This window comes from Paenibacillus rhizoplanae (assembly GCF_042684125.1).
Taxonomy (GTDB): Bacteria; Bacillota; Bacilli; order Paenibacillales; family Paenibacillaceae; genus Paenibacillus_AQ; species Paenibacillus_AQ rhizoplanae.
Genome location: NZ_JBHUKY010000077.1, coordinates 71,189 through 98,154, shown reverse-complemented (window position 1 = coordinate 98,154; position 26,966 = coordinate 71,189). Strand labels below are relative to the sequence as shown.

22 protein-coding genes are annotated in these 26,966 nt (G+C 50.0%); 14 read left to right on the top strand and 8 right to left on the bottom strand.

Annotation, left to right across the window (positions count from 1 at the left end; all coding sequences use genetic code 11):
* Nucleotides 1–10: 10 nt before the first annotated feature.
* The gene (locus ACFSX3_RS28245; protein WP_209992587.1) at nt 11–628 is read left to right on the top strand and encodes an HAD family hydrolase; all 618 of its coding nucleotides are present in this window, start codon (nt 11–13) and stop codon (nt 626–628) included.
* 147 nt (nt 629–775) lie between these two features.
* Here the strand turns inward: ACFSX3_RS28245 and ACFSX3_RS28240 are convergent, their stop codons facing one another.
* Nucleotides 776–1,540: an SDR family NAD(P)-dependent oxidoreductase gene (locus ACFSX3_RS28240; RefSeq protein ID WP_209992586.1), complete on the bottom strand. Its 765-nt coding sequence runs from the start codon at nt 1,538–1,540 to the stop codon at nt 776–778.
* Between the two features lie 13 nt (nt 1,541–1,553).
* On the bottom strand, nt 1,554–2,339 hold the full coding sequence (locus ACFSX3_RS28235) for an acetoacetate decarboxylase family protein (protein WP_209992585.1): 786 nt from the start codon (nt 2,337–2,339) through the stop codon (nt 1,554–1,556).
* Nucleotides 2,340–2,471: 132 nt separating this feature from the next.
* Between ACFSX3_RS28235 and ACFSX3_RS28230 the strand changes: the two genes are divergently transcribed.
* The gene (locus ACFSX3_RS28230) at nt 2,472–4,064 is read left to right on the top strand and encodes a PucR family transcriptional regulator (RefSeq protein WP_209992584.1); all 1,593 of its coding nucleotides are present in this window, start codon (nt 2,472–2,474) and stop codon (nt 4,062–4,064) included.
* Nucleotides 4,065–4,080: 16 nt separating this feature from the next.
* Here the strand turns inward: ACFSX3_RS28230 and ACFSX3_RS28225 are convergent, their stop codons facing one another.
* Nucleotides 4,081–4,593, bottom strand: coding sequence for a GNAT family N-acetyltransferase (locus ACFSX3_RS28225; protein ID WP_209992583.1), 513 nt, complete (start codon nt 4,591–4,593; stop codon nt 4,081–4,083).
* Nucleotides 4,594–4,690: 97 nt separating this feature from the next.
* Here ACFSX3_RS28225 and ACFSX3_RS28220 point away from each other — a divergent pair, with 97 nt between their 5' ends.
* The 3 genes from ACFSX3_RS28220 (at nt 4,691) to ACFSX3_RS28210 (ending at nt 7,273) form a co-directional block, all read left to right on the top strand.
* Nucleotides 4,691–5,548, top strand: coding sequence for a hypothetical protein (locus ACFSX3_RS28220; protein ID WP_209992582.1), 858 nt, complete (start codon nt 4,691–4,693; stop codon nt 5,546–5,548).
* Between the two features lie 232 nt (nt 5,549–5,780).
* Nucleotides 5,781–6,695, top strand: coding sequence for a hypothetical protein (locus tag ACFSX3_RS28215; protein ID WP_209992581.1), 915 nt, complete (start codon nt 5,781–5,783; stop codon nt 6,693–6,695).
* Between the two features lie 218 nt (nt 6,696–6,913).
* Nucleotides 6,914–7,273: a hypothetical protein gene (locus ACFSX3_RS28210; protein ID WP_379313558.1), complete on the top strand. Its 360-nt coding sequence runs from the start codon at nt 6,914–6,916 to the stop codon at nt 7,271–7,273.
* Nucleotides 7,274–7,344: 71 nt separating this feature from the next.
* Here the strand turns inward: ACFSX3_RS28210 and cysC are convergent, their stop codons facing one another.
* The 4 genes from cysC to ACFSX3_RS28190 all read right to left on the bottom strand — a co-directional run bounded on the left by cysC (nt 7,345) and on the right by ACFSX3_RS28190 (nt 9,381).
* Complete coding sequence (gene cysC / locus ACFSX3_RS28205; RefSeq protein ID WP_209992579.1) at nt 7,345–7,872, bottom strand: adenylyl-sulfate kinase; 528 nt, start codon at nt 7,870–7,872, stop codon at nt 7,345–7,347.
* A 34-nt stretch (nt 7,873–7,906) separates the two neighbouring features.
* Complete coding sequence (locus tag ACFSX3_RS28200) at nt 7,907–8,596, bottom strand: hypothetical protein (protein ID WP_209992578.1); 690 nt, start codon at nt 8,594–8,596, stop codon at nt 7,907–7,909.
* 267 nt (nt 8,597–8,863) lie between these two features.
* Nucleotides 8,864–8,992, bottom strand: a complete 129-nt coding sequence (locus ACFSX3_RS28195) for a hypothetical protein (RefSeq protein ID WP_339218462.1) — start codon at nt 8,990–8,992, stop codon at nt 8,864–8,866.
* A gap of 29 nt (nt 8,993–9,021) precedes the next feature.
* Nucleotides 9,022–9,381, bottom strand: a complete 360-nt coding sequence (locus ACFSX3_RS28190; protein ID WP_209992576.1) for a sigma-70 family RNA polymerase sigma factor — start codon at nt 9,379–9,381, stop codon at nt 9,022–9,024.
* Nucleotides 9,382–9,638: 257 nt separating this feature from the next.
* Between ACFSX3_RS28190 and ACFSX3_RS28185 the strand changes: the two genes are divergently transcribed.
* The 7 genes from ACFSX3_RS28185 (at nt 9,639) to ACFSX3_RS28155 (ending at nt 24,364) form a co-directional block, all read left to right on the top strand.
* A complete protein-coding gene (locus ACFSX3_RS28185) occupies nt 9,639–10,043 on the top strand; it encodes a hypothetical protein (RefSeq protein ID WP_209992575.1) in 405 nt (134 codons plus the stop codon).
* Nucleotides 10,044–10,134: 91 nt separating this feature from the next.
* Nucleotides 10,135–17,394: an HYR domain-containing protein gene (locus tag ACFSX3_RS28180; protein ID WP_209992574.1), complete on the top strand. Its 7,260-nt coding sequence runs from the start codon at nt 10,135–10,137 to the stop codon at nt 17,392–17,394.
* Between the two features lie 109 nt (nt 17,395–17,503).
* Complete coding sequence (locus ACFSX3_RS28175) at nt 17,504–17,770, top strand: hypothetical protein (protein WP_036700963.1); 267 nt, start codon at nt 17,504–17,506, stop codon at nt 17,768–17,770.
* Nucleotides 17,771–17,795: 25 nt separating this feature from the next.
* On the top strand, nt 17,796–18,593 hold the full coding sequence (locus ACFSX3_RS28170) for a DUF1906 domain-containing protein (RefSeq protein WP_209992573.1): 798 nt from the start codon (nt 17,796–17,798) through the stop codon (nt 18,591–18,593).
* A 159-nt stretch (nt 18,594–18,752) separates the two neighbouring features.
* Nucleotides 18,753–22,880 carry an HNH endonuclease gene (locus tag ACFSX3_RS28165; RefSeq protein WP_379313555.1) on the top strand — a complete coding sequence of 1,376 codons (4,128 nt, stop codon included), beginning with the start codon at nt 18,753–18,755 and terminating at the stop codon, nt 22,878–22,880.
* A gap of 15 nt (nt 22,881–22,895) precedes the next feature.
* On the top strand, nt 22,896–23,363 hold the full coding sequence (locus ACFSX3_RS28160; protein ID WP_209992572.1) for a DUF6985 domain-containing protein: 468 nt from the start codon (nt 22,896–22,898) through the stop codon (nt 23,361–23,363).
* Between the two features lie 95 nt (nt 23,364–23,458).
* Entirely contained in the window at nt 23,459–24,364 is a 906-nt protein-coding gene (locus ACFSX3_RS28155; protein ID WP_379313554.1) for a hypothetical protein, read from the top strand.
* Here the strand turns inward: ACFSX3_RS28155 and ACFSX3_RS28150 are convergent.
* Nucleotides 24,347–25,705, bottom strand: a complete 1,359-nt coding sequence (locus ACFSX3_RS28150) for an IS4 family transposase (protein ID WP_209992571.1) — start codon at nt 25,703–25,705, stop codon at nt 24,347–24,349. The two genes, ACFSX3_RS28155 and ACFSX3_RS28150, sit on opposite strands and share 18 nt — an antisense overlap.
* A 220-nt stretch (nt 25,706–25,925) precedes the next feature.
* Here ACFSX3_RS28150 and ACFSX3_RS28145 point away from each other — a divergent pair, with 220 nt between their 5' ends.
* Together ACFSX3_RS28145 and ACFSX3_RS28140 are read left to right on the top strand one after the other, a co-directional pair.
* Nucleotides 25,926–26,339 carry a hypothetical protein gene (locus ACFSX3_RS28145; protein ID WP_209992570.1) on the top strand — a complete coding sequence of 138 codons (414 nt, stop codon included), beginning with the start codon at nt 25,926–25,928 and terminating at the stop codon, nt 26,337–26,339.
* An 80-nt stretch (nt 26,340–26,419) separates the two neighbouring features.
* A complete protein-coding gene (locus ACFSX3_RS28140) occupies nt 26,420–26,716 on the top strand; it encodes a hypothetical protein (RefSeq protein WP_076086847.1) in 297 nt (98 codons plus the stop codon).
* Nucleotides 26,717–26,966 lie beyond the last annotated feature (250 nt).

Here is a 26,966-nt window from a genome sequence, read left to right as displayed (position 1 = left end):
GGAATGCGAAATGGATAGTATTATTTTTGATCTGGACGGCACGTTATGGGACCCGACGGAGACCGTAGTGAGCGGATGGAATCAAGTGATTAGCAGCTATAAGGGAGCAGCCACAGAGGTGACGATAGACAATTTACAAGGCATTATGGGGCTGCCGGTGCCGGAGGTTGGCCGGAAGCTGTTTCCTGATGCAGATGAGGATACCCGGCAGAGAATAATGAATGATTGCTGTGAGATGGAGTGTGAAGTTCTGTCGCAGCAAGGTGGAAGATTATACGAACAGGTGGAAGAGGTGCTTCAGGCATTATCGGCTAAATATAAGCTGTTCATCGTAAGCAACTGCCAGGCGGGGTACATCGAGGCTTTTTATGAGTATCATGGGTTGCAGAAGTATTTCACAGACTACGAGAATCCGGGGAGAACCGGACTATCTAAGGGAGAGAACATCAGGCTGGTCATGGACCGCAATCATCTGATGAGTCCTGTCTATGTGGGCGATATCGAAGGGGATAGGAAGGCGGCCAGGTTCGCGGGAATTCCTTTTGTATATGCGAGATACGGATTCGGCGAAGTCAGCAGTCATGATTATGTGATTGACCGGCTGGACGGGCTGCTGGAATTGTTCTGAAGCGGCCCTTGGATAAAGGAGGAGCTCTTCCTGCAAAGCTGGAGTTGTCTTACAGCCATTTCATGGCTATGAAGACAACTCCTTATTCAATTCCGGCGATAATGCGGCGGATACGCAGGGGATAGCGTACCAGTTGGTACGGTTAGATCAGACGGCTGTCCAGCCCCCGTCCACATACAGCGTCTGGCCTGTCGTGTAGCTGGAAGCATCCGAGGCGAAATAGAGGACAGCGCCGTTCAATTCATCGGGGTTGCCGGGCCGGCCCATGGGGCATAGCGTATTATACTGCTCTAGGAAGTGGTCCTGATAGAGTGCGCGTGTCATCCCGCTGGGGAACAGGCTGGGTCCGATCGCATTCACCGTGATTCCGTAAGGAGCGAGGGTCGCGCCCATGCCGCGGGTCAGATTCACGACTGCGCCTTTGGAGGCATTATAGGCATGCAGGGCGGCAAGCTTGCTGCCCTTCACACCGCAGATGGAAGCAAGGTTGATAATGCGGCCCGCCTTGCGTTCCTTCATGGCCGGGATCACTGCTTTGGACATGAGATAAATACTCTTCACATTGGTATCCATCACCCGGTCCCATTCCGCTTCCGCCAATTCCTCGACAGAGCCTGCGGAGGCGACACCGGCATTATTCACCAGGATATCTAGCCGTCCGAAATGCTCCAGAATGCTTGCTACCGCAGATTCAATCTCTATTCCGCGGGTTACGTCACATTGGAGCGGAAGCACCCGGCGGCCCTGGGTTTCAATCTGTTGCCGCGCCGGTTCCAGCTTGTCCACTCTTACATCCAGCAGGGCAACGTCCGCGCCTTGCCCGGCCAGAGCTTGAGCCAATTCTGCGCCTATCCCCCCGGCTGCTCCTGTCACCACCGCTACTTTTCCGTTTAAATCAAATGGATTTCTCACTGGCACACCTCCATTAATTCCACCAATCCCAGCGTAAGTTGGAGTAAGGAAGGAACTGTACAGGATCTACAGCAGTCAGGACCTCACCGCGTTCAAGGACGGTATTGCTGACTGTGTAGATGCCGCCCAGCATACGAACGACTTCCAGCTCGGCCCAAGGATCATGCGGAGAGTCATGCAGGTGAATCTCAACTTCTGCCGCTGTGCGCACACTGATATCCATTGAGGCTGTCTGCCGGATCAGCAGCGGTCCAAGATCGAAGCCGCGGCCATCCGGAGACTTAGAATACTTCATATTGAAGACAGGCAGTCCGTCACCATAATGCTCAGAAATGATGCGCTGCCCGTCTCCGGCATTCATTTTACCGCTAAGCGCAGCCTCTACGTGGAAGAATTCAGTGCCCCGCCGTGAGACGCTGCCTGCTATATGCTGATCCTCCTTCTGGAGACTGATGTCGGCCATCTTCTTCGGGAAGCCATAAATCTCACGCCCCAGCCCCATCGCGATATCATCGCTGATCGGCATGGACAGGCAGTAGGTGCCCGGTTGCCCGTTGTAGGCTGCCAGGACGAAAACCGCGGCTTCACGGTAAGGCTCGCAGAAGCTGGTGCGGGGATAGTTGGCTACAAAAGCGTGCACAAGCGGTCTTGGACCCGGCGTAAGCGGGGCGGGCAGAATGCTGCGGATCACTTCGGGCGAAGTCTCCCAATAGACGGTTAGTGTCTCTGCATTATAGAAGGTCGTAGGTGTATTGATTCTTTTGGTAATCTCATTCACATCTTTTACGAAGCTGCTCATCTGAATCTCCTCCTGTGTTATAGGGTCACGAATAATGTAACATGACTATTCCAGTGATTATATATATGGAAAATATAAAAATAAATGGGAATCTTGTGCACAGCGCACTATAATAATCAAGGGGGGAGAGCGATGAGTGTTACCTTTGAACAGATTAGCAGACATTTTACGGAGCAAGCCGTACATATCCAGTGGAACAAAGCATTAACGACAGCGTATTCAGATACGATGCTGATTACGAGGAACCTGACGCATTTTGCACCTGAATATATCTATGTGGGCTACCGGTCCGGATTACCGGATCACGCAGAAGGGTTGGAGCAGGCCAGCCTGATGCTGATTAATGATACTGTGGAGCCAGCGTCAGGCGAACATCAGCAGATGTATAGCAGACAGAACCGTATGGAATTCGGGGCAGAGGAAGATGTATTCGAGCTCTATAATCGGACCCGGGAGCTGTTTCTGGAAGAGGCTGAACGGGAGCAGGCCAAGGGCAGAATGCTTGAGGCCTGTGTCGCCGGCAAAGGACTGGATGTAATCGTCTGTGCTGCGGCGGAGCTGCTGGGCAATCCGGTCATTATCATTGATGTAAGCTATAAGGTTCTGGCTTCTTCGGATTGTAGCGGGATTACCGATCTCATCTGGAGCGATAATCTGCACAAAGGCTATTGCTCCTATGATTTCATAGCTGCCGTCCACCAACTGAAGAGTGTACAGAACAGCATAGAGTCGCTGGAGGCTTACGAAGTGGAATGCAGCGGAAGCCAGGTGACCAAGCTGGTCGCCAAGATTAGGATCGGCAGCAAGCCTGTCGGGAATGTGATTGTGTTGGGCGACATACGCCCGATTGAAAGTAGGGATCATGAACTGGCGGGTTTTACGGCTGGGCTAGTGGCAGCGGAGCTGGCGAAGAACAGCTTTTACCGGAATTCGAGCCAGGCGGAATACGAAGAGCTGATCTATGGATTGCTGGAGAATGAGGAGAACGGACCGGTACTTATTCAGAAGAGCCTGCGGAGCGGTATGCATCTGCCCAAGGGCAGATTGTCCGTTCTGGTGCTGGATCTTGCGGGGTATGGGGCTTCCGCATCCGGCATAACCAGCGGTTATCTGAGGGATCAGCTGCACCTGCATTTCGGGGAGGAGCGGCTGATCTTTTACCATGAGTATATGATGGGGGTAAGTGAAGGTGAGTCTGTATCGTCCAGGTCAAGAGAGTATGATCAAAGCTTGCGGGAATTTCTCGTCAGCCATCAGATCCGTCTGGGGATCAGCCGGGAATTCACCGACCTCACGGACTGCCGCAAATATTATCTGCAAGCGCTCAAGGCGCTGGAGATCGGGCGAATCGTCTGGCCTGCGGAGCCACGTGTGCTATACGCTGATGTGCAGCTGTATGACCTGTTATCCCCGCATGCGCAGCATGATTCCCGGGATGTCAGCCATCCGGCGCTAACGGTCCTGCGAGAATTCGATGAGAAGCATCATGCTGACCTGTACCATACCCTCTATTCCTATTTGAAGAACAACCAGCAGCTGCAAAAGACCGCCGATGAACTATTCGTCCACCGCAACACCCTGCGGTACCGCTTACGCCAGATCGACGAACTGATTCAGCTTGATTTGCGCCAGATCGATCATGTCCTGAGGCTGTATATGTCCTATCAAATGACAGATTATCTGGAAAAGCTGAGGGCGGCGGGAGCAATATGCAATGCTGATTGATGATTGTGAAGCAAAATTAACTCCGCATCAGCTTCATACACACCTGAGGCTCTTCCTCCACTTCTCTGCAAGGCTCACACAGCTCAAACCCAAACTTTCGCACCGTTGCCATCGAAGCAGCGTTCTGCGGATGAGTCAGGATATAGATGCAATCCACATCAAGCTGTGTGAAGCACGTATCGAGAAGAATGGGCAGGGCCTCCGACATATAACCCTGTCCCCAATAATCCTTCCAGATGTCATAACCGATCTCCACCTGCTTCCGCTCAGCATCCCAATAATGATAGCCGCAGGTACCGATGAAGGCATCCGTCTCTCGATCGAACATCCCGTAACGGTGGTGGCCCTTGCCCTCAGGCTGGGCGTAATGCTCAATGATCTCCACAGCTTCGTTATAATCGCAGGGCGGCTCACTGAAGTATCTGCACATGTCTGGGTCCGAGAATTGCTTATAGACGGCATCGGTGTCGGACTGATTCAGTAGGCGAAAGTGCAGACGTTTGGTGTTAAAGGGTTCAGATAGATTCATTATGTTCTCTCCTATTCATGAAAAACTCGTATCGTAATTGACCAGTGTATAGATATGGTATATGCTGTATTTAAATGGCATTTAAGGAGGATTTGGGGTGGATAAATTGAGATTAGATAACATAGATAACATTGATTCGCTTACTAATATGTTGAAACTAGCGTTTTCCAACGAAGATTGGCACAATATGATTTTAATTGCTGACAGGCTCTACGAAGAGTCTAGTATTTTATATTATTATCAGCTGAACCAACCCTCCAGTAAATCATCTCACGACAGGCCTTTAATCTACTACCTTGGATTTTCACAGCTATGCAAGGGCGAAGCTTATCAGAAATTGAAACGATATTCAGAATCAAGAGATTGCATCCTGAAATATAAAGATCTTTCATGGGTCAAAGGTGTAGATGAGAAAGACAAGTTTATTATAAAAGATTTTAGTATATTTGCACTAGGAAATACATACACCATTGACTTGATGGAAGGCAAAGAGTATGTGCTGAAAGAGTATGTTCAGTATTTAAAACAGTATCCGAGAGAAATAATTGCCGGAATGGTCACAATCTTTGAATGTGCTATTAAAAAGAATTTACCAATAGAGTGGGTTCTAACAGATTTATCTGACGAGTTGAATACTATAGAGACTAACCCAGAAAATACAACAACCGCAAGATATTTCACGGAATACTTGTGCTTATTTTCACTATATAAATTAAAACAAGAAGAATATTATGATGCTGTTGAGAAGAATCTGGAAGCTTTAGCATCAAGTGTTATACTTTGTGATAACACAGCGTTCAAAAAACTAGTAGCTCTTTTTGAGACATTAAGAGAATTTGCTCGCAGTGAACAGGTGATTCGGTACCAGACGCAGTTAAAAAATATTCTAGAAGGAGTGTTAATGGATGAAAAAGACATTTCTCTCATTTCTATTCACAGCGGTAATAATGATTAGCGTTACAACAACGATTTTTGCAGATAATCAGCCGCTAAAAGGGTCAACTCTGATTAACGGTAGTAGGGTGGTCACTCCATTTGGTCACGGTGTGGATTACTGATCAATTTTACTTATTCTGTGTTCTACATTATATAGCGCCTTGCAGAGATGCAGGGCTTTTTGCATTAAGTGGGTTGTTAATGTATGGTGAAATATATAGAATGCTATAACCATTGAAAGGGGTATACCTATGAGGCCAACCAGATTTACACGAAGCCTGGCAGCCGCGCTTGCCTCCGCACTGTTATTGACTAGCACCGGAATTACCATTCTTAGCGCTTTCCCGCAGAAGATCAAGGCAGCGGCGGTGAAGCCTACAACGGCCTTCAGCTTATTTGAACAGAGATTGCAAAAGCCGTCTTCCCTTGGCCTGGCCCAAGCTACGCTGGTTAACCGGATCGGCCAGATGACGCAGACAGAGGCGAACCTCGCTGTGCTGCATCTGGAGAATGCACTGAAGGCATACCTTCCTACGGCAACCAAACGTATGAATGCGCCTATCGTGCAACTGAATATCAAGAACATATATACGACCGGGATGCCAATGGCGCTCGCACGCTCCAAGGTGAGACAGGCCGAGGTCCGTATGGTCCTCCAGGACCTGGAGGGCATGGGCTACAAGCTGGTGGAGGATGGCGGATTCGTGCCTGCCATTCCATATAAGAGCTTCAAAGTCTTCAAACCTTATGTCAGCAAAGATCTGCAGGTATACATCGACCTGATGGCCACTGAGTCGGAGCAACCGGCTGTAGTCAACAGAACGTTACAGGTGGACTGGTATGAGGTTGTGGAACGGGCGGTGCAATATGAAGCCTTTGTGCAGACGTACAAAAATTCTAACCGTAATGTAGCCATGCAACAAGCCTTTGAAGTCTCGAAGAGACTTGTGTTCAATGGAAGTCCTAACACACCGCTGTTCGACAAGAAGACCCAGGTCATTCTTCTAAAAGCGGCAATCGCGTATGAGAATACTCTTTCCGAGGCGGGGCCTGAGCAGATTGAGGGCAGCAAGCTGCTGACCCAGCTGGATGATTTCCTGCTGCTTGTAGAGAAGAATGGTGATAAGCGCACGCAGGCTGTTATTGATTATCTGAATGCTTTATGAGTCTGAAGTAGGGATGGGTGTAATACAGTGAAGAAACCGGGCTATTCTCGAAGCAGCCCGGTTCTTTTGCGTGCATATTGGGGGCGGGAAGACCCGCAAAGCATATCTTCCTATAGGCCGAAAGCGTCATAAATCACAGAAAAGGAAAACGATTACAATTATAATGTAAGCGTTATCTAATGATTATGTTCATTTATACGCAAAGGGAGGAAGACGGCTTGAGTACCCACAAGGTTTCCTTTAACATGCTTGTCTTTACCGGTTTTAGTCTTCAGTATGCATTGATGCATCTCTTATCTGCAGGTGAGGTGATTGTGATTTCATCCGCTGAGCTTATCATTTATATGGTGCTAACCTTTGCCGGGCTCGGCAGATTCTTTCGGTGTAGAAAGCGGGCTCTGAACGAGAGGGGCTGTGGGAGCACCGGACTTTTTTTCAGCGTGTTATGGACGGTGTCACTCTGCTCCCAGTTCCGTAAGGAGAACTACCCGGATGCGCTGACTATTATTAATTCACTGGGCGTCTCAGCGGCTGGACTGATTCTGCTTACTGAGATTGTTATTCTGTTCAAGGTCTAAATCATCTGTACGTAAAGGAGCCCCTGTCCTAGGTGTAGGATTGGGGCTTCTTCATGTAACAACCAATGGAATTAATAGATATAACCATGCTCTATCAAGTAGGCAAGAATGAGCTCCGTGGATTGATCCTCGTTGTGCTGCTCGGTATCGACAATGAGCTCGGGCCGGAGCGGTTCCTCATAGGGAGCAGTCAGGCCGGTAAAATGCGGAATCTCTCCAGAAAACGCTTTGCGGTATAAGCCTTTGACATCCCTTCTTGCGCATTCCTCCAAGGAGCATTTGACGTAGATTTCTACGAAAGGCTGGATGCTCTGCCGGATTTGCGCCCTCATGTCCCGGTAAGGGGAGATGAAGGAAGCCAGGACGACGATATCATTCCGGGTCAGTAGCTGCGCCAGATAGGCTGCGGTTCTTACATTCAGAGAACGGTCTTCTTTGGAGAAGCCTAACCCCCGGAACAATTGACTCCTCAAAACATCACCGTCGAGCAGTTCGGTCCTCACGTTCATTTGCTGCAATCTCTGGTCCAGGCAGAGGCAGAGCGTAGTTTTGCCAGAGCCGGACAGGCCGGTGAACCACAGTGTTACCCCGTTCTGCAATGTACAGCACCACCTTCCATTTCAAACGATTAGGTTACCAGTTGTAATCTGTCTCATAGCCTGCCGGGAAGAGCAGGTGGCCTGCCACCTCTTTGAAGCAAGTCTTCACCTCTTCATTGAACTCGGTCCGCCAGTTCCCGGTTGTGCCGGTGCGGAAGGTATAGGAGGCCTTAGGATTAATGTTCTGCTCCATGGCGTCAAGGATTGTGTCCATCGGTAATGGCAGCGGCTTGCCAGCCCAGAGATAATGAATCAGCTGCTCCATCGTCCGGCGGCGTGAGCTGTGGCTGTCTACCAAGTGTTCAAAAGCGATCTGCAAACAGTCAGCTTCCCCGCTCCATCCGGCGAATTGTCCATACCAAGCGGCTATACTCGGGTAATGAAGCTCTGGTATTCCCCGGATTAAAGCCAGAAATTGCTGATTCCGGTCTGGTAGAGAGAGCAGATAAGGGCGCAGCGGATGATTAGGATATTTGTCCGTTATGAAGTACGTATATGAGATAACAATATCTCTTAGGTCACGGTTAAGAAATAACGGCTTGATCTTCAGCTCCCGAAGCATGCCCGACCACCGGGTTGAATAGTACACGTGCCCTGCTGTGAAATGTCCGCTTCGGACGAGCTGCAGCCGCTGATAGTGAAGGCCGGAGTCTTCCGGATTACCTTCATAGAATTCATGAGGGTTCTGCGTCATCCCCGGAATGCCTTCTAAGATCTGCTTCATCAGATGAGTTCCGCTCTTAGGGACGGAGTTCAAAAATACTATAGGGTAATCACTCGAAGAATCGAATGTGTTCATGCCTGCCGCGTTCCTCTCTCTTGAATAGCTGCTAGTCATACTCTTCTATTTATCATATGAAGCTCTGACTATTGCTGACTAGACATTGTACATAAAAAGTAAGGGAATCTATCTACATTGTATACATTGTATAATCACTTGGATTAGCTATTGCTGAAAAATATGTATGTCCAAGCGGTGCTCCTGCTGAATTTACAAATCCTGATAAACAATATTTATGAGTTCAATCTTTAAAGTCTGAATAGCTTCTTCCCGCGGCAGCATAATGAACCGGGATAAATAATCGATGTCCACCGAGAACAGGCTAAGTATATCCTCCATGGACGCTTTATCTCCGCTTTGCGCCTTTTTTACGGTCTCGATGAATGGATAAGATTTTCCTTCAGGACTTCCAGTCCCTTGCGCTTCCATTTGCTAACCCCCTGTTGAGTCATGTGCAGCTCGTCTGCTACTTCTTGTTCGGCCATTCCTTCTATGACTGTTTTTTTGATGATATATCTGCATTTTTCCCAAGGCAGCATATCCAGAAGCTCATCGACGAACAGCTCAGAAACGACCATACTTTCAAAGCTGTTGTCGTAACATTCATTATCGTAGAGCGGATTACTTTCCCGTATCAGCTGAATGCGAGTCTTGTACTGAATTCTCCATGCTGAGCGTTTTAACAATCTCCTGCAGGTTTCAACTAATTCGTCATCACAGGTAACCATGAATTTTCCTCCCCATGTTCAGTAATACCTTCATTCCAGGGTCCAGCGGAGCCTGTTCCCCCAGGCCTGACCTAATCAATCGCTGATCCTCTCATATAACAAGTAAAATATTCCATAGATTCCACAACTGACAAAAACAAAAATTTACAAGAATACTATTTTTCTTGCGAAAGTTGTAAAAATTATTTCCGGATTACCTAGTATTACGAGAATACAGAACAATAGATTGTCGAATTTTCCATTTAGGAGGCGATGGCGTGAGTGACTATGTAACACCTGAGATGATGAGCACCCTGGTGACCGTGCTGATTATTCCGCTGCTGGGGCTGCTGGCGAGGTCTGTGATTGCTTATATCAAGCGGGAAATTGCCGGGCTTGAGCAGAGAATCGAGAATGAGGCAGTGAACAGCCTGCTTCAGCGGGCGGGGGATGCTGTTGAATCCGCTGTGATTGCGGTGAATCAGACGTTCGTGGAGACGCTCAAGCAACAAGGCAGTTTCGACACGGAGGCGATGAGGAAATCTTTTCTGCTGGCTAAAGAGAAGGCGATAGCGATCCTGGGAGAAACCGCACGGAAGGAGCTGGGTCTTGTGATCGGCGACCTCGAAGCATGGCTCGAGACGAAAATCGAAGTTTGTGTGAACCGGAATAAACAGTTGTAAAAACCCGTCCGGGTTTCCCTTTGATTAGTAAAGGAGGTCCAGGCTTCACCATGATCACTATGCTCATTACTAAAAAGTTAGGGGATGTATGATGAAACATTCAAAAAGGAAATGCAAGCTTGTGCAGCAAGGACGGTTAGGCATAATCAGCAGATGGCTGTGTCTCTCGCTTCTCATTCTGATGCTGGCGCCAGGCGCTGTATTCGGGTCGGGGAAAATAGTCCACAACATTCTTCCGGGCCCTGAGGCGGACACTGTCACCGCGGCAGTGTACGAGGATGAGCCGCCAATACCACAGCTTCATCAGGCGGCAACGGTTAAGAATTCGGTCTATGGCTCCGTCTATCAATCGGTGTATGAGATAGACCCTACCCTGGGAGTAATTCTGAACCACGGAGTCTATCAGATGAACCTGATGGCTGTAAGTAATGTCGAGGGGTCGATGAGCCCGGTGTCGCCGCTGCTGCAGCAGATCCGGTTGTCGCAGGCCTCAGGGGTGATTCCAGGGGGGCGCGGCTTCATGCTTCCGCAGGTGGTGGCTGTCAAGGATCTGGCGGGTAATCCGCTGCCGGGTATTCCCGTCACCTTCACCGTCTCGGAGGACAGTACAATTACTGCGGTTATGCGCGGGCTTAATAGTACTGGAATTACAGTTGTGTCGGATGCGAACGGATATGCATCTGCGGCTAACAACTATACAGGGTATATAGGCGAAGGTTATCAGGTCTACTCGAAGGGAACCGGGGTCATTAAGACCATGGAGGTAAAAGCTACCGTTCCCGGTCTTCAGCCGGTTACCTTCGAGGTAGAGGTCGGTGCCGTAGGCTCTAACCTGATCGATACGACGCCGCCTTCCATCAAGGCAACGGCGGTAACGGATAACGGTACTCCTTACATTGCCGGGACCTGGACCAGTCATTCCGTGACGGTACATTATACGGCAGAGGATACGTTGTCAGCGATCAAATCCCTGACCCCGGATCAGAAATTCACCGCTGAAGGAGCAGGCCAGACGGCAACAGGCAAGGCTGTTGACAGTGCCGCTACCAGTGATGAGGATAAGAACCATTATTCCATCGCAACCTTCGGTCCTATCCATATTGATAAAAGCGCTCCGGTTACAGAAGTAGCTGTAACAGGCGCTGAATCCGGAAGCTGGAGCCGGGGGAAGGTTGCGCTGCATTTTACCGCTGAAGATGCATATTCCGGTGTGGACGCTGTGTATTACAAGCTGGGTGAGAATGCAGCAGTGAGAACTGCCGGCTCCAGCGCGGCGCTGGAGCTGGAGCAGGAAGGAGCGACTACTGTCAGCTACTGGGCGGTGGACAGAACCGGGAATGCAGAAGCTCCCCGGACGGTAGTGGTGCAAATTGACAAGAGCGGTCCGCTGATCGCCAGTATTCTAAGCCCGGAAGCGAATGAGAAGGGCTGGAACAGCACGGATGTTACGGTCTCTATTACCGCGTCAGATGTCCATTCCGGAGTGAAGGAGATCCATTATAGACTCGGAGCGGATGGCGAAGAACAGACTCTGGCAGGCAGCACGGCTGCTTTTGACGTATCGGTGGAGGGAATTATCCCTCTGGAGTTCTGGGCTGAAGATCATGCAGGTAACCTGACCGCTGTACAGAAGACCGAAGTGAAGATTGACAAGACGATCCCGGTCATTACTGTTCCGGCGAATATTACAATGGAAGCGAAGGCGGTACGTACCCCTGCCGATATTGGACAAGCCTCCGTTCAGGATATTTCGGTCCCGGATGTTCTCATGACGAATGATGCACCTGCAGACTATCCCATCGGAACTACTACCGTCAAATGGACAGCGGTGGACCCGGTAGGACTTACCTCCTCACAGGTGCAGAGAATTACTGTAAAAGACACCACAAAGCCGGTACTAACCGTGCAGGGAGATATGGTTGTGGAAGCTACAGCGGTTAAGACACCGCTTGTGGTCACCGGAGCGTCGGCTACGGATATCTTCCCGGTTATTGTGGTGAATGACGCGCCGAAGGAATTCTCTATTGGTCCGACTACCGTCACCTGGACGGCAACCGATGCTAACAGCAATGTAACTACAGCAACACAGAAGGTCACCATTGTAGACAGAACAAAGCCGTTACTGACGGTTCCAGCCGACATTACAAAAGAAGCTGTAGCCCGAAGAACTGTGGTAGATCCGGGGAAGGCCGCCGCCACAGATATTTTCAAGGTGAATATTACGAATAATGCTCCTGAGGATTACCCGGTGGGCGTAACCAAGGTGAGCTGGACGGCCAAGGATGAGAATGGCAATATCTCTACAGCAGATCAGATGATCCGTATTACGGATACCACCAAGCCGAAACTGACGATTCCGGCAGATATTACCGTTGAAGCAACCGCGAAGCGGACAAAGGTGAATATTGGACAAGCCGAAGCCAGCGATCTGTTCGATGTGCTATTAACCAAGGATGCCCCGGCAGATTATCCGGTGGGCGTAACCAAGGTTACCTGGACTGCCACAGACGAGCATGGCAATGTCACTGAGAAAGTGCAGACGATTACAGTTACAGACACAACGCCTCCACAGTTAACCGTACCTGAAGACATCACCGCCGAGGCAACCGGCATTAAGACCCCGGTTGCGCTGGGTGAAGCGTCTGCCAAGGATATTTTCGGTGTTACTGTGACCAACAATGCCCCGGAACGCTTCATCTTCGGGACAACAGTCGTTACCTGGACGGCGACAGATGAGAACGGCAATACAACCAAGACAACACAGACCGTGAAGATCATAGACACGACGAAGCCGCTGGTTACGCTGCCAGGCGGTATAACGGCAGAAGCCACTGGAGCAAAAACAAAGGTAGACATCGGCCAGCCGGTGGTTACAGAAATTTTTGCCGTGACGGTCAAGAATGATGCTCCGGCGGAATTCCCGCTTGGAACCACCAAAGTAACATGGACGATAACGGATGAGCATGGCAATGCAACTAAGGGTACGCAAGAGGTCAAGATCGTAGATACAACCAAACCGGTCATTACAGCGCCGGAGGATCTTACGGTAGAGGCTACGGCGGTCAGATCCAAGGTCGCTCTGGGCGAGCCGGTGGTCTTCGATCTGTTCGAGACCGGGATCATTAACGATGCTCCGGTTGATTTCCCGGTCGGCACTACGCTGGTTACCTGGATGGCCAGTGATCCAAGCGGAAATGTGGCCATCGCGAAGCAGAAGGTGACGGTAGTGGATACGACTGCGCCTAAGCTGTCCATCCCGGCAGACGTCAAGGTAGAAGCTACGGGGATTAGAACTCCAGTAATGACTGGAGAGGCCACGGCCACGGATATTTTTCCGGTTATTGTAACCAGCAATGCTCCCGAGAATTATGCCGTGGGCGTTACCGAGGTGATCTGGACGGCGAAGGATGCTAACGGTCTGGTAACTACCGGCAAGCAAAAGGTAACTGTAGTGGATACCACGCTGCCCATCCTCACGGTTCCGCGGGATATCAGTGTGGAGGCTACCGCAGTAAATACTCCGGTTCAAACCGGCAAGGCTACGGCTACGGATCTGTTCCCGGTCACAGTGGTCAGCAATGCTCCGGACAGCTATCCGCTCGGCAAGACCATTGTCACCTGGAAGGCGACCGATGCGAACGGCAACTTCAGCACAGGAACACAGACGATTACGGTAAAAGATACAACGGCCCCGGTAATCGCTGACATTCCGGACTATATTGCAGAAGCTACCGGACAGACGATGCAGATTAAGCTGCCGGTGCCCGCGGTCACCGATATCTTCGGGATTGCCGCAGTGAGCAGCAATGCTCCGGCTTCCTATCCCCTGGGCGTGACTGAAGTCACCTGGACAGCGAAGGATGTGAACGGCAACGTATCCACACGTACGCAAAAGGTTATTATCTTGGATACCACGAAGCCGGCGCTTACTGTGCCGGAGGATCAGACAGTGGAAGCAACGGCTGTTGAGACTCCAGTGGAGATCGGTGTGGCAACGGCTACGGATATTTTCAAGGTGACGGTGAAGAACAATGCCCCTGAAGCGTATCCGCTTGGGATAACGGAAGTAATGTGGACGGCAACCGATGCGAACGGCAACGTGACTACGAAGGTGCAAAAGATCAAGGTAGTGGACACGACGAAGCCGACACTTACTGTGCCAGAGGATCTGACGGTAGAAGCGACAGCTGTAGAGACTCCGGTGGAGATAGGTGTGGCAGCGGCCACGGATATTTTCAAGGTGACAGTGAAGAATAATGCCCCTGAAGCGTATCCGCTTGGGATAACGGAAGTAATGTGGACAGCAACCGATGGGAACGGCAACGTGACTACGAAGGTGCAGAAGATTAAGGTTGTGGACACCACGAAGCCGGCGCTTACCGTGCCGGAGGATCAGACAGTGGAAGCAACGGCTGTTGAGACTCCAGTGGAGTTTGGCGTGGCAACGGCTACGGATATTTTCAAGGTGACGGTGAAGAACAATGCCCCGGAAGCGTATCCGCTGGGCGTAACAGAAGTGGTCTGGACGGCAACCGATGCGAACGGTAACGTGACTACGAAGGTACAGAAGATTAAGGTAGTGGACACCACGAAGCCGACACTTACTGTACCGGAAGGTCTGACGGTAGAAGCGACAGCGGTAGAGACTCCGGTGGAGATAGGTGTGGCAGCGGCCAAGGATATTTTCAAGGTGACAGTGAAGAATAATGCCCCTGAAGCATATCCGCTGGGCGTAACAGAAGTAGTGTGGACGGCAACTGATGCGAACGGCAACGAGACTACGAAGGTGCAAAAGATCAAGGTTGTGGACACGACGAAGCCGACACTTACTGTACCGGAAGGTCTGACGGTAGAAGCGACAGCGGTAGAGACTCCGGTGGAGATCGGTGTGGCAGCGGCCACGGATATCTTCAAGGTGACGGTGACATCGGATGCTCCGGCTGCTTATCCGCTGGGAACAACGACAGTTACCTGGAAGGCCAAAGATATCAATGGTAACGAGGTAACCGGGGTACAGCGGATTACCGTAGTGGATACGACACAGCCCTTACTGAAATTTGATGGACCGCTGCAGCTTACCAAGGAAGCAACGGCTCTGGAAACGCCGGTAGAACTGGAAGTGCCAGCGGCGCTGGATTTCTTCCCGGTCACTCTAACGACAGATGCTCCGGGAGAGCATGGAGCGATTACTTCAGAGAAGATCCTAACCGCAAATTTCCCTATCGGTACTACGATTGTAAAATGGACAGCTATAGATAGCAGCGGAAATTCCGCAGTGGGCATCGTGAAGGTGACTATTGTCGATACTGTCAAGCCTGCTCTTAAGCTTCCGGCTGATATTACTCTAGAAGCATCCGCCCTAAAGACGCCAGTAGAGATCGGCGAAGCAACGGCTACAGATATTTTCAAAGTCACGGTGACCAGCAATGCGCCTGAGAGTTATGCGCTGGGAACCACTGAGGTGACTTGGACCGCTACGGATGCGAACGGCAATGTCAGCACAGGCGTGCAGAAGATTACGGTGGTGGATACCACGAAGCCGGTGTTGAAGCTTCCAGCGAACAAGACGGTAGAAGCATCAGCCCTAAAGACGCCAGTAGAGATCGGCGTGGCAACGGCTACGGATATTTTCAAAGTCACGGTGACCAGCAATGCGCCTGAGAGCTATGCGCTGGGAACAACTGAGGTGACTTGGACCGCTACAGATGCGAACGGCAATGTCAGCAGAGGCGTGCAGAAGATTACGGTGGTGGATACCAGCAAGCCGGTGCTGAAGCTTCCGGCCGACAAGACGGTGGAAGCAACGGCGCTGACAACTCCGGTGGAGATCGGCGTGGCAGCGGCAACGGATATTTTCAAAGTAATAATAACCAGCAATGCGCCTGAGAGCTATGAGCTGGGAACCACTGAGGTCACTTGGACCGCTACGGATGCGAACGGCAATGTTAGCACGGGCGTGCAGAAGATTACGGTGGTAGATACCACGAAGCCAGTGTTGAAGCTTCCGGCTGACAAGACGGTGGAAGCAACGGCACTGAAAACTCCGGTGGAGATCGGCGTGGCAACGGCTACGGATATTTTCAAAGTAACAATAACCAGCAACGCCCCTGAGAGCTATGCGCTGGGAACCACTGAGGTCACTTGGACCGCTACGGATGCGAACGGCAATGTCAGCACAGGCGTGCAGAAGATTACAGTGGTGGATACCACGAAGCCGGTGCTGAAGCTTCCAGCGGACAAGACGGTAGAAGCAACAGCGCTGAAAACTCCGGTGGAGACCGGTGTGGCAACGGCTACGGATATTTTCAAGGTAACAATAACCAGCAACGCCCCTGAGAGCTTTGCGCTGGGAACCACTGAGTTCACTTGGACCGCTACGGATGCGAATGGGAATGTTAGCACTGGCGTGCAGAAGATTACGGTGGTAGATACGACGAAGCCGGTGCTGAAGCTTCCAGCGGACAAGACGGTAGAAGCAACAGCGCTGAAAACTCCGGTGGAGACCGGTGTGGCAACGGCTACGGATATTTTCAAGGTAACAATAACCAGCAACGCCCCTGAGAGCTTTGCGCTGGGAACCACTGAGTTCACTTGGACCGCTACGGATGCGAATGGGAATGTTAGCACTGGCGTGCAGCAGATTACGGTGGTAGATACGACGAAGCCTGTGCTGAAAGCTCCGGCAGATGTTGCTGCTCCGGCAACCGGAACCAAGACGCTTGTGAACCTGGGCCAAGCTACAGCGAGCGATATCTTCGGGGTAGTGCTGAAGAATGATGCTCCGGCTGACGGCTTCCCGTTAGGGAAAACAGTGGTCACCTGGACGGCCACGGATGTTAACGGTAATGTATCGACGGCGGTGCAGAATGTAACCGTCACTCAGACGTTCAAGGTTCAATCGTTTAATGCGAGCAGAAGCAGCGTGACGAATACAATTTTTCCGCGAATATCCTTTGAGAATACCAGTAAGTCTACCTTGCAGCTCTCCAGCATCAAGCTCAGATATTATTACACCGTCGATGGAGAGAGATTCCAGAGCTTCTATACGGATTATGCCAGAGTAGCAGGCTCGAATACCAGGGTGATTCAGTCCTATGTTACGGGAAGCTTCCAGAAGACAGCAGGCAAAACCGGCAGTGATTATTATCTGGAAATCGGCTTCACTAGCGGTGCCGGAAGTCTGAAGCCGGGAGAAACTGTAGAAATTCAGTGCAGATTCTGGAAATCGGATTTCTCTAATTATTATCAGACCAATGATTATTCCTTCAATGGACTGGCAACAGGCTTTACAGATACCAACAAAATTACGGCCTACTCCTCCGGCAATCTGATTGCTGGGATGGAACCGTAAGCGGCTAAGTAAGCAATGCACGGCTTCCAGGCTGTTGCCGGATCAGTGGCTGCAGCTTGGAGCTATTCATTAACGGGAGATCAGCCAGCTCCATTAGCGGGGGTACGATATGCCAGACGACATGAATGAAATCCTTCAACGGTTGACCCGGGTAGAGACCAAGCTCGACATCATGAACAGTGCAAGGGATATTGCGCTTGAGGCCATGCAGAGCAGCAAATCGGCGCATTTACGGATGGATGAGATGCGGGATGAGCTGTCCAGATTGAAGCTCAGGCAAGGGGAGAATCAGCGCTGGCTGGTGGGCACGATCATTAGCAGCGTGGGGATGTGTATTGCCGCAGCGGGACTTTTGATGAAAATATTAATCGGGTAGCAGACAGGAAGAAGGAGATGGGGGAATGGCCAAAGGCTTTGATTGCGCAGCACCGCTAACACGTACACTGGCTAAGAAATTCAAGGAGGATGGTTACGAATTCGTATGCCGTTACCTCGTGCCCTCCGGCTGGAAAAGGTTAACCCAGGCGGAGGCGGTTGCGATCAGCGCTGCGGGGCTGCAAATTGTCTCTGTGTATGAAACGACCGCCAGCCGTGCGCTGGGAGGCCGTGCAGCCGGTCTGACAGACGGGGCGATTGCCGCACAGACGGCCCTTGCGGTTGGACAACCTGCCGGGAGCCGGATCTACTTCGCCGTTGATTTCGACGCTTCTGCGAAACAGATGGATACGGTGATCGGGTATATTACGGCAGCAGGAGAGGCCGCCCGGAACTACCAGTCGGGTGTCTACGGGAGCGTGACCGTTATTGAAGCTGCAATGGCCGCTAAGGCCTGCACCGGCTTTTGGCAGACGTATGCCTGGAGTAAAGGCCGGAAAGCGGAAGGTATCCATCTTTATCAATACGACAACGGCCCCAAGGGACTAGGTCAACCGGTTCACGGGGTGAATGTGGACCTCAACCAGTCCAGCGGAGAAGCCGGCTGGTGGAGCACGCAGTCTGCTGCGGTTCCTGCACCAGGCAGTGCAAACGGAGAGGGGAAAGACTATATGATGAAGAAAGAGGATGCGGGCAAGATCATTGCTTTTCTTCAAGCGGCTTATATGGCAGCGGGTAATGCAGAGTCTGGAAAAGAATTTCACCGTCTGGCGAATGAGCTGCGCAAAGCCTCGGGTCAAGCGGCAGACCCGAATAATCGTTAATCCGCTGCATAGTTTACAGGCTGCCTTCAGGCGGCCTTTTTGACATGTGGATATACATAAATAATTGAATAAATGGATTTATTTATAACTCCGGCTGTAAAAAGCGCTATGGATTTTACTTTATCTATAGGATCGATTTTTTACAGAGGGGGGACTCCATTGCAGACCCAAGCAACCGTAAGTAAGGAGAAAGATAAAGCATCCGGCGGCCATAAACCATTCAGCAATCCACAGGTATTCATTCGTCCGGCAGCCGCGAAACAACCGGACCCGGTAGAGATTATCCGGCGTGTCCGCCAGAATCCGGCTTCCTTAAGCCGTGAAGACAAGCTGGCGCTCCAGCGCACACTCGGCAACCGGGCCGTGGTTCAATTGTTATCGAGTCTGAAGGAGGATGGGAAGAAAAAAGAGCAGGCAGATCATGGAACCCAGGCGGCTGGACCAAGTAAGAGCGTGGCCGCAGAAACCCAGATGGAAGAGCATACGGATTCACCGGAACCGGTGCAAGCAGAAGCAGAGCAAGCCAGCGCTCCAGCTGAAGCCAAGATGCAGAGTAAGGAGGAGCCGGAGGGGCAGGCAGCAGCCGCTGCTGCGTCTGTCACACAAACTAAGCCTGCTAGTGGGGGCAGTTCTTCAGGTCCCGTAGCCGTCAAAAAGACGTCAGCGCCTGCCCGGCCAAAGGGGAGAGTGGAGGCCGCTGTAGAGGTGCAAGCTGAAGCGGCAGAACCAGAGGAAGGCGCTCCGGCTGCAGAAGAGGCCAGGGAAGAGCCGTCTGCGGAAGCGGTGAATGCCGGAAAGGCTGAGGAGCCCGCAGCAGCTCAGGGAGGGGATGCGCCGGAGCCAGCTAAGAAGGCCGCCGCCTCCAAAGGAGCAGATGCACCGAAGAAAGCAGCCAAGGAGCCATCGCTCGGAGCAGCACTAGGTGCCTTGGCGGGAGATGGGAAGGAGAAGCCGGCGAAGGGCAAGGCGGTGAAGATCAGCGGTGAAGATCCGGGGCAGATTCTGGATCAGCTAACACAGGTTCAGCCCACAGAGCTGGGGGATGCCTATGCCCAGGCTGTGAATGTATCCTCCGGTGCCTTCTCGAAGCAGACGCAGAAGACCAAGCAAGGGCTGCCTGCTGTTCCAGTGCCGACCGGCTTGAAAGGAAAGGTCCTGCAGGCCCGGAAGAAACCGGCAGCGCTGAAGCACGCTGTGAAGGAAGGCTTCAAAAGCGAGCGTACCGGCGGGGCTGTTAGTGCGGGAAAGCTGGATAAAATGAACATTAGTTCTTCCGGTACAGGGGGGAACCCAGAGGCGATGTTGAGCGAGATCCGCTCCGCAGCCGCCCAGCCGCCGGGAATCAGCATGACCGGGGAGGCAGATCCCTCCCAGATGGAGGGTTTTCATCAGGAGGCCTCCCAGCAGGTGAGCGTAGCCAAGCAGGCGGAGATGGGCCAGATCAAGCAGCCGTTCGGGGAGAATGAGATCTATCCTGAGCCGGATGGCACCGTGGTGAAGGCTGCTGCTGGGCTGAAAGGCGGTCAGGCGCCCGGGGCCAAAAAACTGCCTGCGCTGGCGCTGCCTGCAGATATGACTGCCGGACTGAACCGCAGTCTGGCTCCAGAGATGAAGAAGCAGCTTGGTGCCAAGCAGGCGGAATATAAGAAGGAGCAAGCGAAATTCGATAGTAAAGTGCTGGGCTCCAAAGCCGACAGCCAGGCGCAAATCCGGCAGGCCGAGACTGAGGCGAAGAACAAGCAGATCAGCCAGCAGACTGGAGCCAAAGCAGAAGTAACCCAATTGCAGGGCGAGTGGAAAAAGGAGCTGGATGCTGCCGAGACGGACTATACCAAGCAGGCCGGGTCAGCCGCCCAGCAGAAGAAGCAGGAGATCAACAGCGTCCGCACAGACAAAGAGCGGGAAGCTCAGAAGAAGCAGTCTGAAGCAGAGCGGGAAGCGACGCAGGCCTACAGTAAAGCCAAGAAGGAAGCAGACGGCAAGCATGAACAGGAGAAGGCCAAGGAAGAGAAGAAGGGCGGCTTCCTCGGCTGGGTGAAGGGCAAGCTGGAAGCTGTTGTCGAACTCGTCAAGAAAGCGGTCAACTTCATCTTTGAGGGTCTCCGCAAAGCGGTTAAGTTTATTTTTGACAAAGCGAAGCAGGCCGTGCTGGGCATCATTGAACTGGGCCGCAAGCTGATCACCACCCTGATCAAAGGACTGGGTGTGCTGCTTAAAAAGCTGGTGTCCGTGGTATTTGCCAAGTTCCCCGGCATTGCAGCCAAGCTATGCAGCAAGATTGACGGGGTTGTCAATAAGGCTATTAAAGCGGTCAACCAGCTGGCCCAGAAGCTCAAGACGAAGGTCACTCAGGTCATGGACTTCCTGGCCGCTAAGGTGGATCAGGCGCTGGCAGCAGTACAGAACTTCTATTCCAAGCTGATCTCAACGCTCGGCAATCTGCTGATTGCGACTTTCCTGGATGTGCTCGTCCGTATAGGAGCGCTCGGGAAGGCGGCGAAGCGTTCATTCAGCCATCTGGAAGGGAAGATGTGGGAGTACCTGCTTGGAGTAGATATCTCCAAGCCAATGGGGGCTGGAGCAGCAGAAGGCGGAGCTGTAGAGCAGACGGAAGGTGCGGGTCCGGCAGCGGATGAGAAGCTGACCGCCGAAGATATTGAGATGGAATCGGTGGAGCAGGGTGAAATGGACCCTGCACTGGTGCAGGAGGCGAACCTGAAGGACGGAGAAACTAAAGAGATGTCTGGCAGCCGCGACCCGGCTACAATGGACAGCATTATGGCGGAATTCGACACTGGAGCTGCCAATCAGAGCCTTGGCGGCAAAATCGCAGACGGTGCGAAGCTGCGCGCAGGCAATGCGAAAATGTTGTTTGACCAAATTAAATCATTTGTAATAAAATGGATGAAGGCCCATGGATTACAGCTGCTTGCGGGCATAGCTGGAGTATTAGTTGTTGTGGGCGCTGCTTTTGCCATCAGTGGCGGTGCCATTACTGTTCTTATTCCCCCTATTATTAATATTATCACTGTTGCGATGCAGGCTCAGGCAATTGTTTCTATTGCGCAAGCCTTAGCGCAAGCCGCCGGCTACATCGGCACCTACCTGAGCCAGGGCTGGCAGAAGATGATCGAACCTGCCGCGATTGCGCTCGCTACTGCACTGGCGATGGGACTGGTTGAGCTGGCGATGGCGGGTGGCTTCAAAGCTGTCGGAGCCAACCTCAAGAAAGCCGGACAAGCTGTCAAGAAGGGCGTCGGAGCGGCAGCCAGCGGGGTGAAGAACGTTGTAGGCGCAGGAGCCAAAGGCATCAAGGGCCTGCTGAAATCCGGAGCCAAGCTGGCCTCCAGGAGCGGCAGCATGATTATACGTAATGGTAAAATCGTGATCAAGAGCCTGCAAAAAGGGCTTATGAAGGGGGCCAAAAATCTCCGGGGCCTGCTGGACCGGATTCTGCAAAAGTTCAAGTTCAAGAAGTTTAAGCTGGTGCGCAAGGGTAAGCATATTCGTCTGTACGGCGAGGTTAATCCTTGGGTGTTGCTGGCTGATGGAACGATTCAAGAAGTTGACAGCTTGGATGGTAGAAAAGCAGGGATTAGTACTCAGGCAGAGCTCGATAAGATTAAGAGCCTGAAACCATCTGAGAGAATTGATGTTTATAATAATGCGGTTACCAAACCAGATGGTAAGATTGATTTTGATAATATTAAGTTGCCTGATACCAATGTTCCTCCGGCATTCAAACAGACAGATTTTGCTAGTTCTTATCAAGATAGATTACATCAAACACCTGGTAAAAAGAATGTTAAGGTTAGCTTTGAGGCAACTAGAGGTGAATCACTGGCTACTCTCAAGCAACCCGCAGATCCAAAATTAAAACAAATACTAGATGATGCTGGAGTCAAGGGAATCAAATACAAGAACTCAGTTCCTGACTTCTCACCTGTTGCTAAAGCTCAGGTGGAAGTCGATCATATGCTAGGGGGATTAGGGGATATGGGGAAAAAAGCTCGACGAATTAATTTTGCCCAAGCAGATTTGAAATTAGTTGATCAGCTTAATACCTCCCCTGAATTGGCACGTCAGTTTGGAATGAAAGCAGGATCAATTAAAAGAGCAGATGTAGCAAAATATCGAAATAGAAACGGTTTAACTTGGCATGAGCTAAATGATGTAAAAACTCTACAGCTCGTTCCCACTGAGATCAATGATACATTTGGACACCTAGGTGGAGTAGGAGAAATAAATGCAGGAGCGTTTGAGTTTGGTGGATTTGCTCAAAAATAAAGAGGAGGCTGTGAAATGATTATAAACGATGAGATTTTTGGTGAACTAAACTATGAATTTGGTTGGACAAAGGATACCACTATTAATTTTTTTGGAAAGGAATATGAGATATCAATAATGATTGATGGTGAAGAAGATGAAGAAATTGATGAAGAGCAACATGAATCATATACTTCATTGCTGCAACATTGGGGGGAGTTGCAGCATAGTTTCATAGATGCAATTTTGAAATATTATATTCAGAAGAGACATGAGCTTGGTTATGATGTGGAAGTTAATGAAAGTTATCCGTCAATTACAACGACAGATCAATTATTAAACCATATATCATTGTCAGGAATAACTATTCCGTTTCCAGATATTAATGAAGGCAGAGATATAGGGATTACGTTTGACTGCACTTGGGATAACGAGAATGGTTTAGGTCTTCGTATAGTTAATGAACAAGTTTTAAAAGTCGGTTATCAGGATGTGGCAATTTAACTACCCTATTTTCTGTTTCATAAGAAATAAATTACTAAGCTGAAGTAAATATCTCGTAATATGTAAAAATGGTGCATTATGATGGATAATCCATAATGCACTCTTTTTTTTCTATTAAATTCTTCTGCTTTATCTCGAAATTTGAAAATTCCTCGCCAGTCATTGTGATATTGGCCGGTTTGGTCGTCGCAGAGATTGTAACAGGCGGAGCGATTACGGCTGCACTTCCGATGATTATCAACATCATCACCGTATACCTGCAGGCAGATGCCATTAAATCCGTAGCACAGACCATTGTCCAAGCCGCCGGCTACATCGGCACCTACCTGAGCCAGGGCTGGCAGAAGATGATCGAACCTGCCGCGATTGCGCTCGCTACTGCACTGGCGATGGGACTGGTTGAGCTGGCGATGGCGGGTGGCTTCAAAGCTGTCGGAGCCAACCTCAAGAAAGCCGGACAAGCTGTCAAGAAGGGCGTCGGAGCGGCAGCCAGCGGGGTGAAGAACGTTGTAGGCGCAGGAGCCAAAGGCATCAAGAGCCTGCTGAAATCCGGAGCCAAGCTGGCCTCCAGGAGCGGCAGCATGATTATACGTAATGGTAAAGTCGTGATCAAGAGCCTGCAAAAAGGGCTTATGAAGGGGGCCAAAAATCTCCGGGGCCTGCTGGACCGGATTCTGCAAAAGTTCAAGTTCAAGAAGTTTAAGCTGGTGCGCAAGGGTAAGCATATTCGTCTGTATGGAGAGGTTAATCCTTGGGTGTTGCTGGCTGACGGAACTATGCAGGAGATAGAGGAGCAGGATTTCAATCAAAAGATCCTGAAATTAAAGCAAGAGGGTAAGAAGCCGGTTAAGCTTAGTGATGCGGAATATAGCAAACTCAGTAAGCTAGAAGATACAGAGCTAAAAAAAATCTCTATGAATGCAGATGGGGATAAAGATAAGATTGATTTTAATAGCTTTGAGGACCCGAGTGATGTTATTAACTCAACTTTCGCAGCCTGAAATCGGCAAGTACGCCTTGATGTAATTGGGCAGAGCGGCGATCCAGTGCTGGAGTTGACTTTTAATCATAGCGGATAGCTTTTTGCCGACTTGATTGGCGATCTCGTTCATCAATTCCACCAGTTGTTGTAAAGCTACTGCCCAATCCAAGGTACCCACTTCATCGCAAAGCAAATAAAACAGTCCACCGAGCGTCCGTTGGTCGGTACTTTGCCGATGCTGCCAAGCCAGCAGTATATAACGGGAAAAGACAATGGTGGTATGGCTAATGAGCAGATCGTACGAACGACCTTGGAACTCTTTTTGCAGGCGTAGCAAGGATTTCGTGCATTTAAAAAAGACTTCGATGTCCCAGCGTAAAGCGTAGATTTGAATGATTTCCGGTGCCGTCAGTGTGAGATCCGTCGATAGAATCGCGAGCCACTCGTTTTTCTTGGAGCGATGGCGAACAAAGACCACGACGACCGGAATACCAGGAACCAGTTCCGTATGAATCTGAGGCAAAATATTCCGCTGCTTCCCTTGCACTTGTGTAGCGGATCGGTATAGACCTTTGAGGTCGACCCGCTTGCCATGAACGAGATATCGCTTGTTGTCGTTTTTCACCATGCCAATGACATGAAGACCTCGTTCCACCACTCGCCCGATTAAGGGCGCATGAGTGAACCAGCTATCCATGAGTACGTAAGTCGCAGAAACACCCGAGGCGATGGCCCGATCCAGCAGTTCAGAAACCAGATGTGGGGCCGAAAGTAGAGCTTCTTTCCGGCGTTTGTACCCAGAGGATCGCTTATCGATTTCCGGATGAATACCGGTCAGTCCAGCCTTCACGGAACTCAGCAGGGCGAAGTCCAAAGGAAGAAACGTATGGCCGTCCGACCAGCCTAAAGTCAGCATACGAAATCCCTTATAATAAGCACCGGTGGCGTGATCCTTGAACCGAGCCAGAAGTTCTACGGCTTTGCTGCGATTTCGTTCAAACATGGAATCGTCGACGATGAACACGGAAGTTCGCGTGACGGAGGTCAAGGTTTCGACTCGCTGAACGGTGTCGCTGCTGAGTGAAGTCAAGAAACGCCGCCAAGCAAATTGGCTGTGATTCAGAAACCGGTAGACGGCATCTTTGCCAGGAAACGCTTCACCTTTGGAACTTTCGAGCAGACGAAACCAGTTCTTCTGATGAAAAAGCAAGACAAAAACGAGCATGAATAGATGGGAACAGGTATAACCAAACGTCTTTTTGAATCCTGCTTTTCTCAGGTGCTTCAAGACACCGAGTTCCTGAAAAGCAGGTCTCATTTCAGGTGGGAGTTGATCTAGGGACGACTTTTGTTTTATCATGGAAGGGACACCTCTTCTGTGGTTTAGTGGATCTCGACAATCTCACTTTACCAAATGAAGCGGTGTTTTTCTATGTTGGCAAGATCGTTACTTAAACCAGCTTCACCTTAACACTAGCTTGGGGTCAACTCAATTTTGACTCTGCGAAAGTTGAGTTATTAACCAAAGGGCGAAGAAAGCAGGACTTGATTTATCACCGAAGTCTAGCCCTTATAAGCAATTGGGATATAGGACAAAGAAAAAATTCAATAAAAAGGTTGATAATAGAACAATAACTAAAGAAGAGTGGAAAAGACTTCAATGGAATAAAAGACTCGATTCAAGAAGGGATGAAGGGGTGCAAAAATTCTGGGATCAGGAAAGAGCAAGAATTAGGAATGGTGAGCAAACAACTCGTGAATGGTCGCAAGAACAAATAAATGATATTTTAAATGATAAAGCACCCACTTTTAATGGGAAAACTATTACAGGACATCATGCTTATTCAGTTTCTAAGAATCCCCATCTAGCAGACAAAGGAGAGATTATATATCCGGCAACGTTTAAAGAACATTTAAAACGTTGGCATGGAAATTCATATCGTAAGAGTTTACCTGGTAAACCAATGAATCCGCAATTCCCAGAGGAATTTTAGAATAAAATATATATTTGAGGTGAGGTATTTTGTCCACATATTCTTTATTACTGGATTCAAATATAAGCGGTAAATTGTTAATGACAACAAAAAAACATGTGAACTTATCCCTTCATGAAATTAAATTTAACAGCATGAATCATATACCGATAATGATTGTTAATCGTAGAAACAAAGAGGAACTGGAGTTAATGAAAAATTTAGTCCAGGTATTATCAACACATCAATCAAAATTTAGGATTCTTAAACAAACTGAAGACGGGGTAGAAGAGTTACCACTTGAAATGTTCATGAATAGCTTTGAACTATCACGCCAAATTGCACAGGAGAGAGAACGATTGGATGCAATATTGCTAAAAGAGGACGATGAAGTTTAATAATATAATCTTTTTGTGGTAATGTTTTTTAAGTGTATATTAATAACGTGAAGGGGCTACCAAGTGCCGAATGACCCCATCATTTTTTCAACCGTTAAATCAATCAGGTCAATTATGGTCAGATACTACCATGATTGACCTGTTTTTTGTTATCTTCATTTTCTTAGCTTTTTTAATATAACTGAAAAATCCAAGCTGATAAAAAAACTCAACCATTTCCCCCACTCCCCAGTTGTAATCCCCCTCCCAA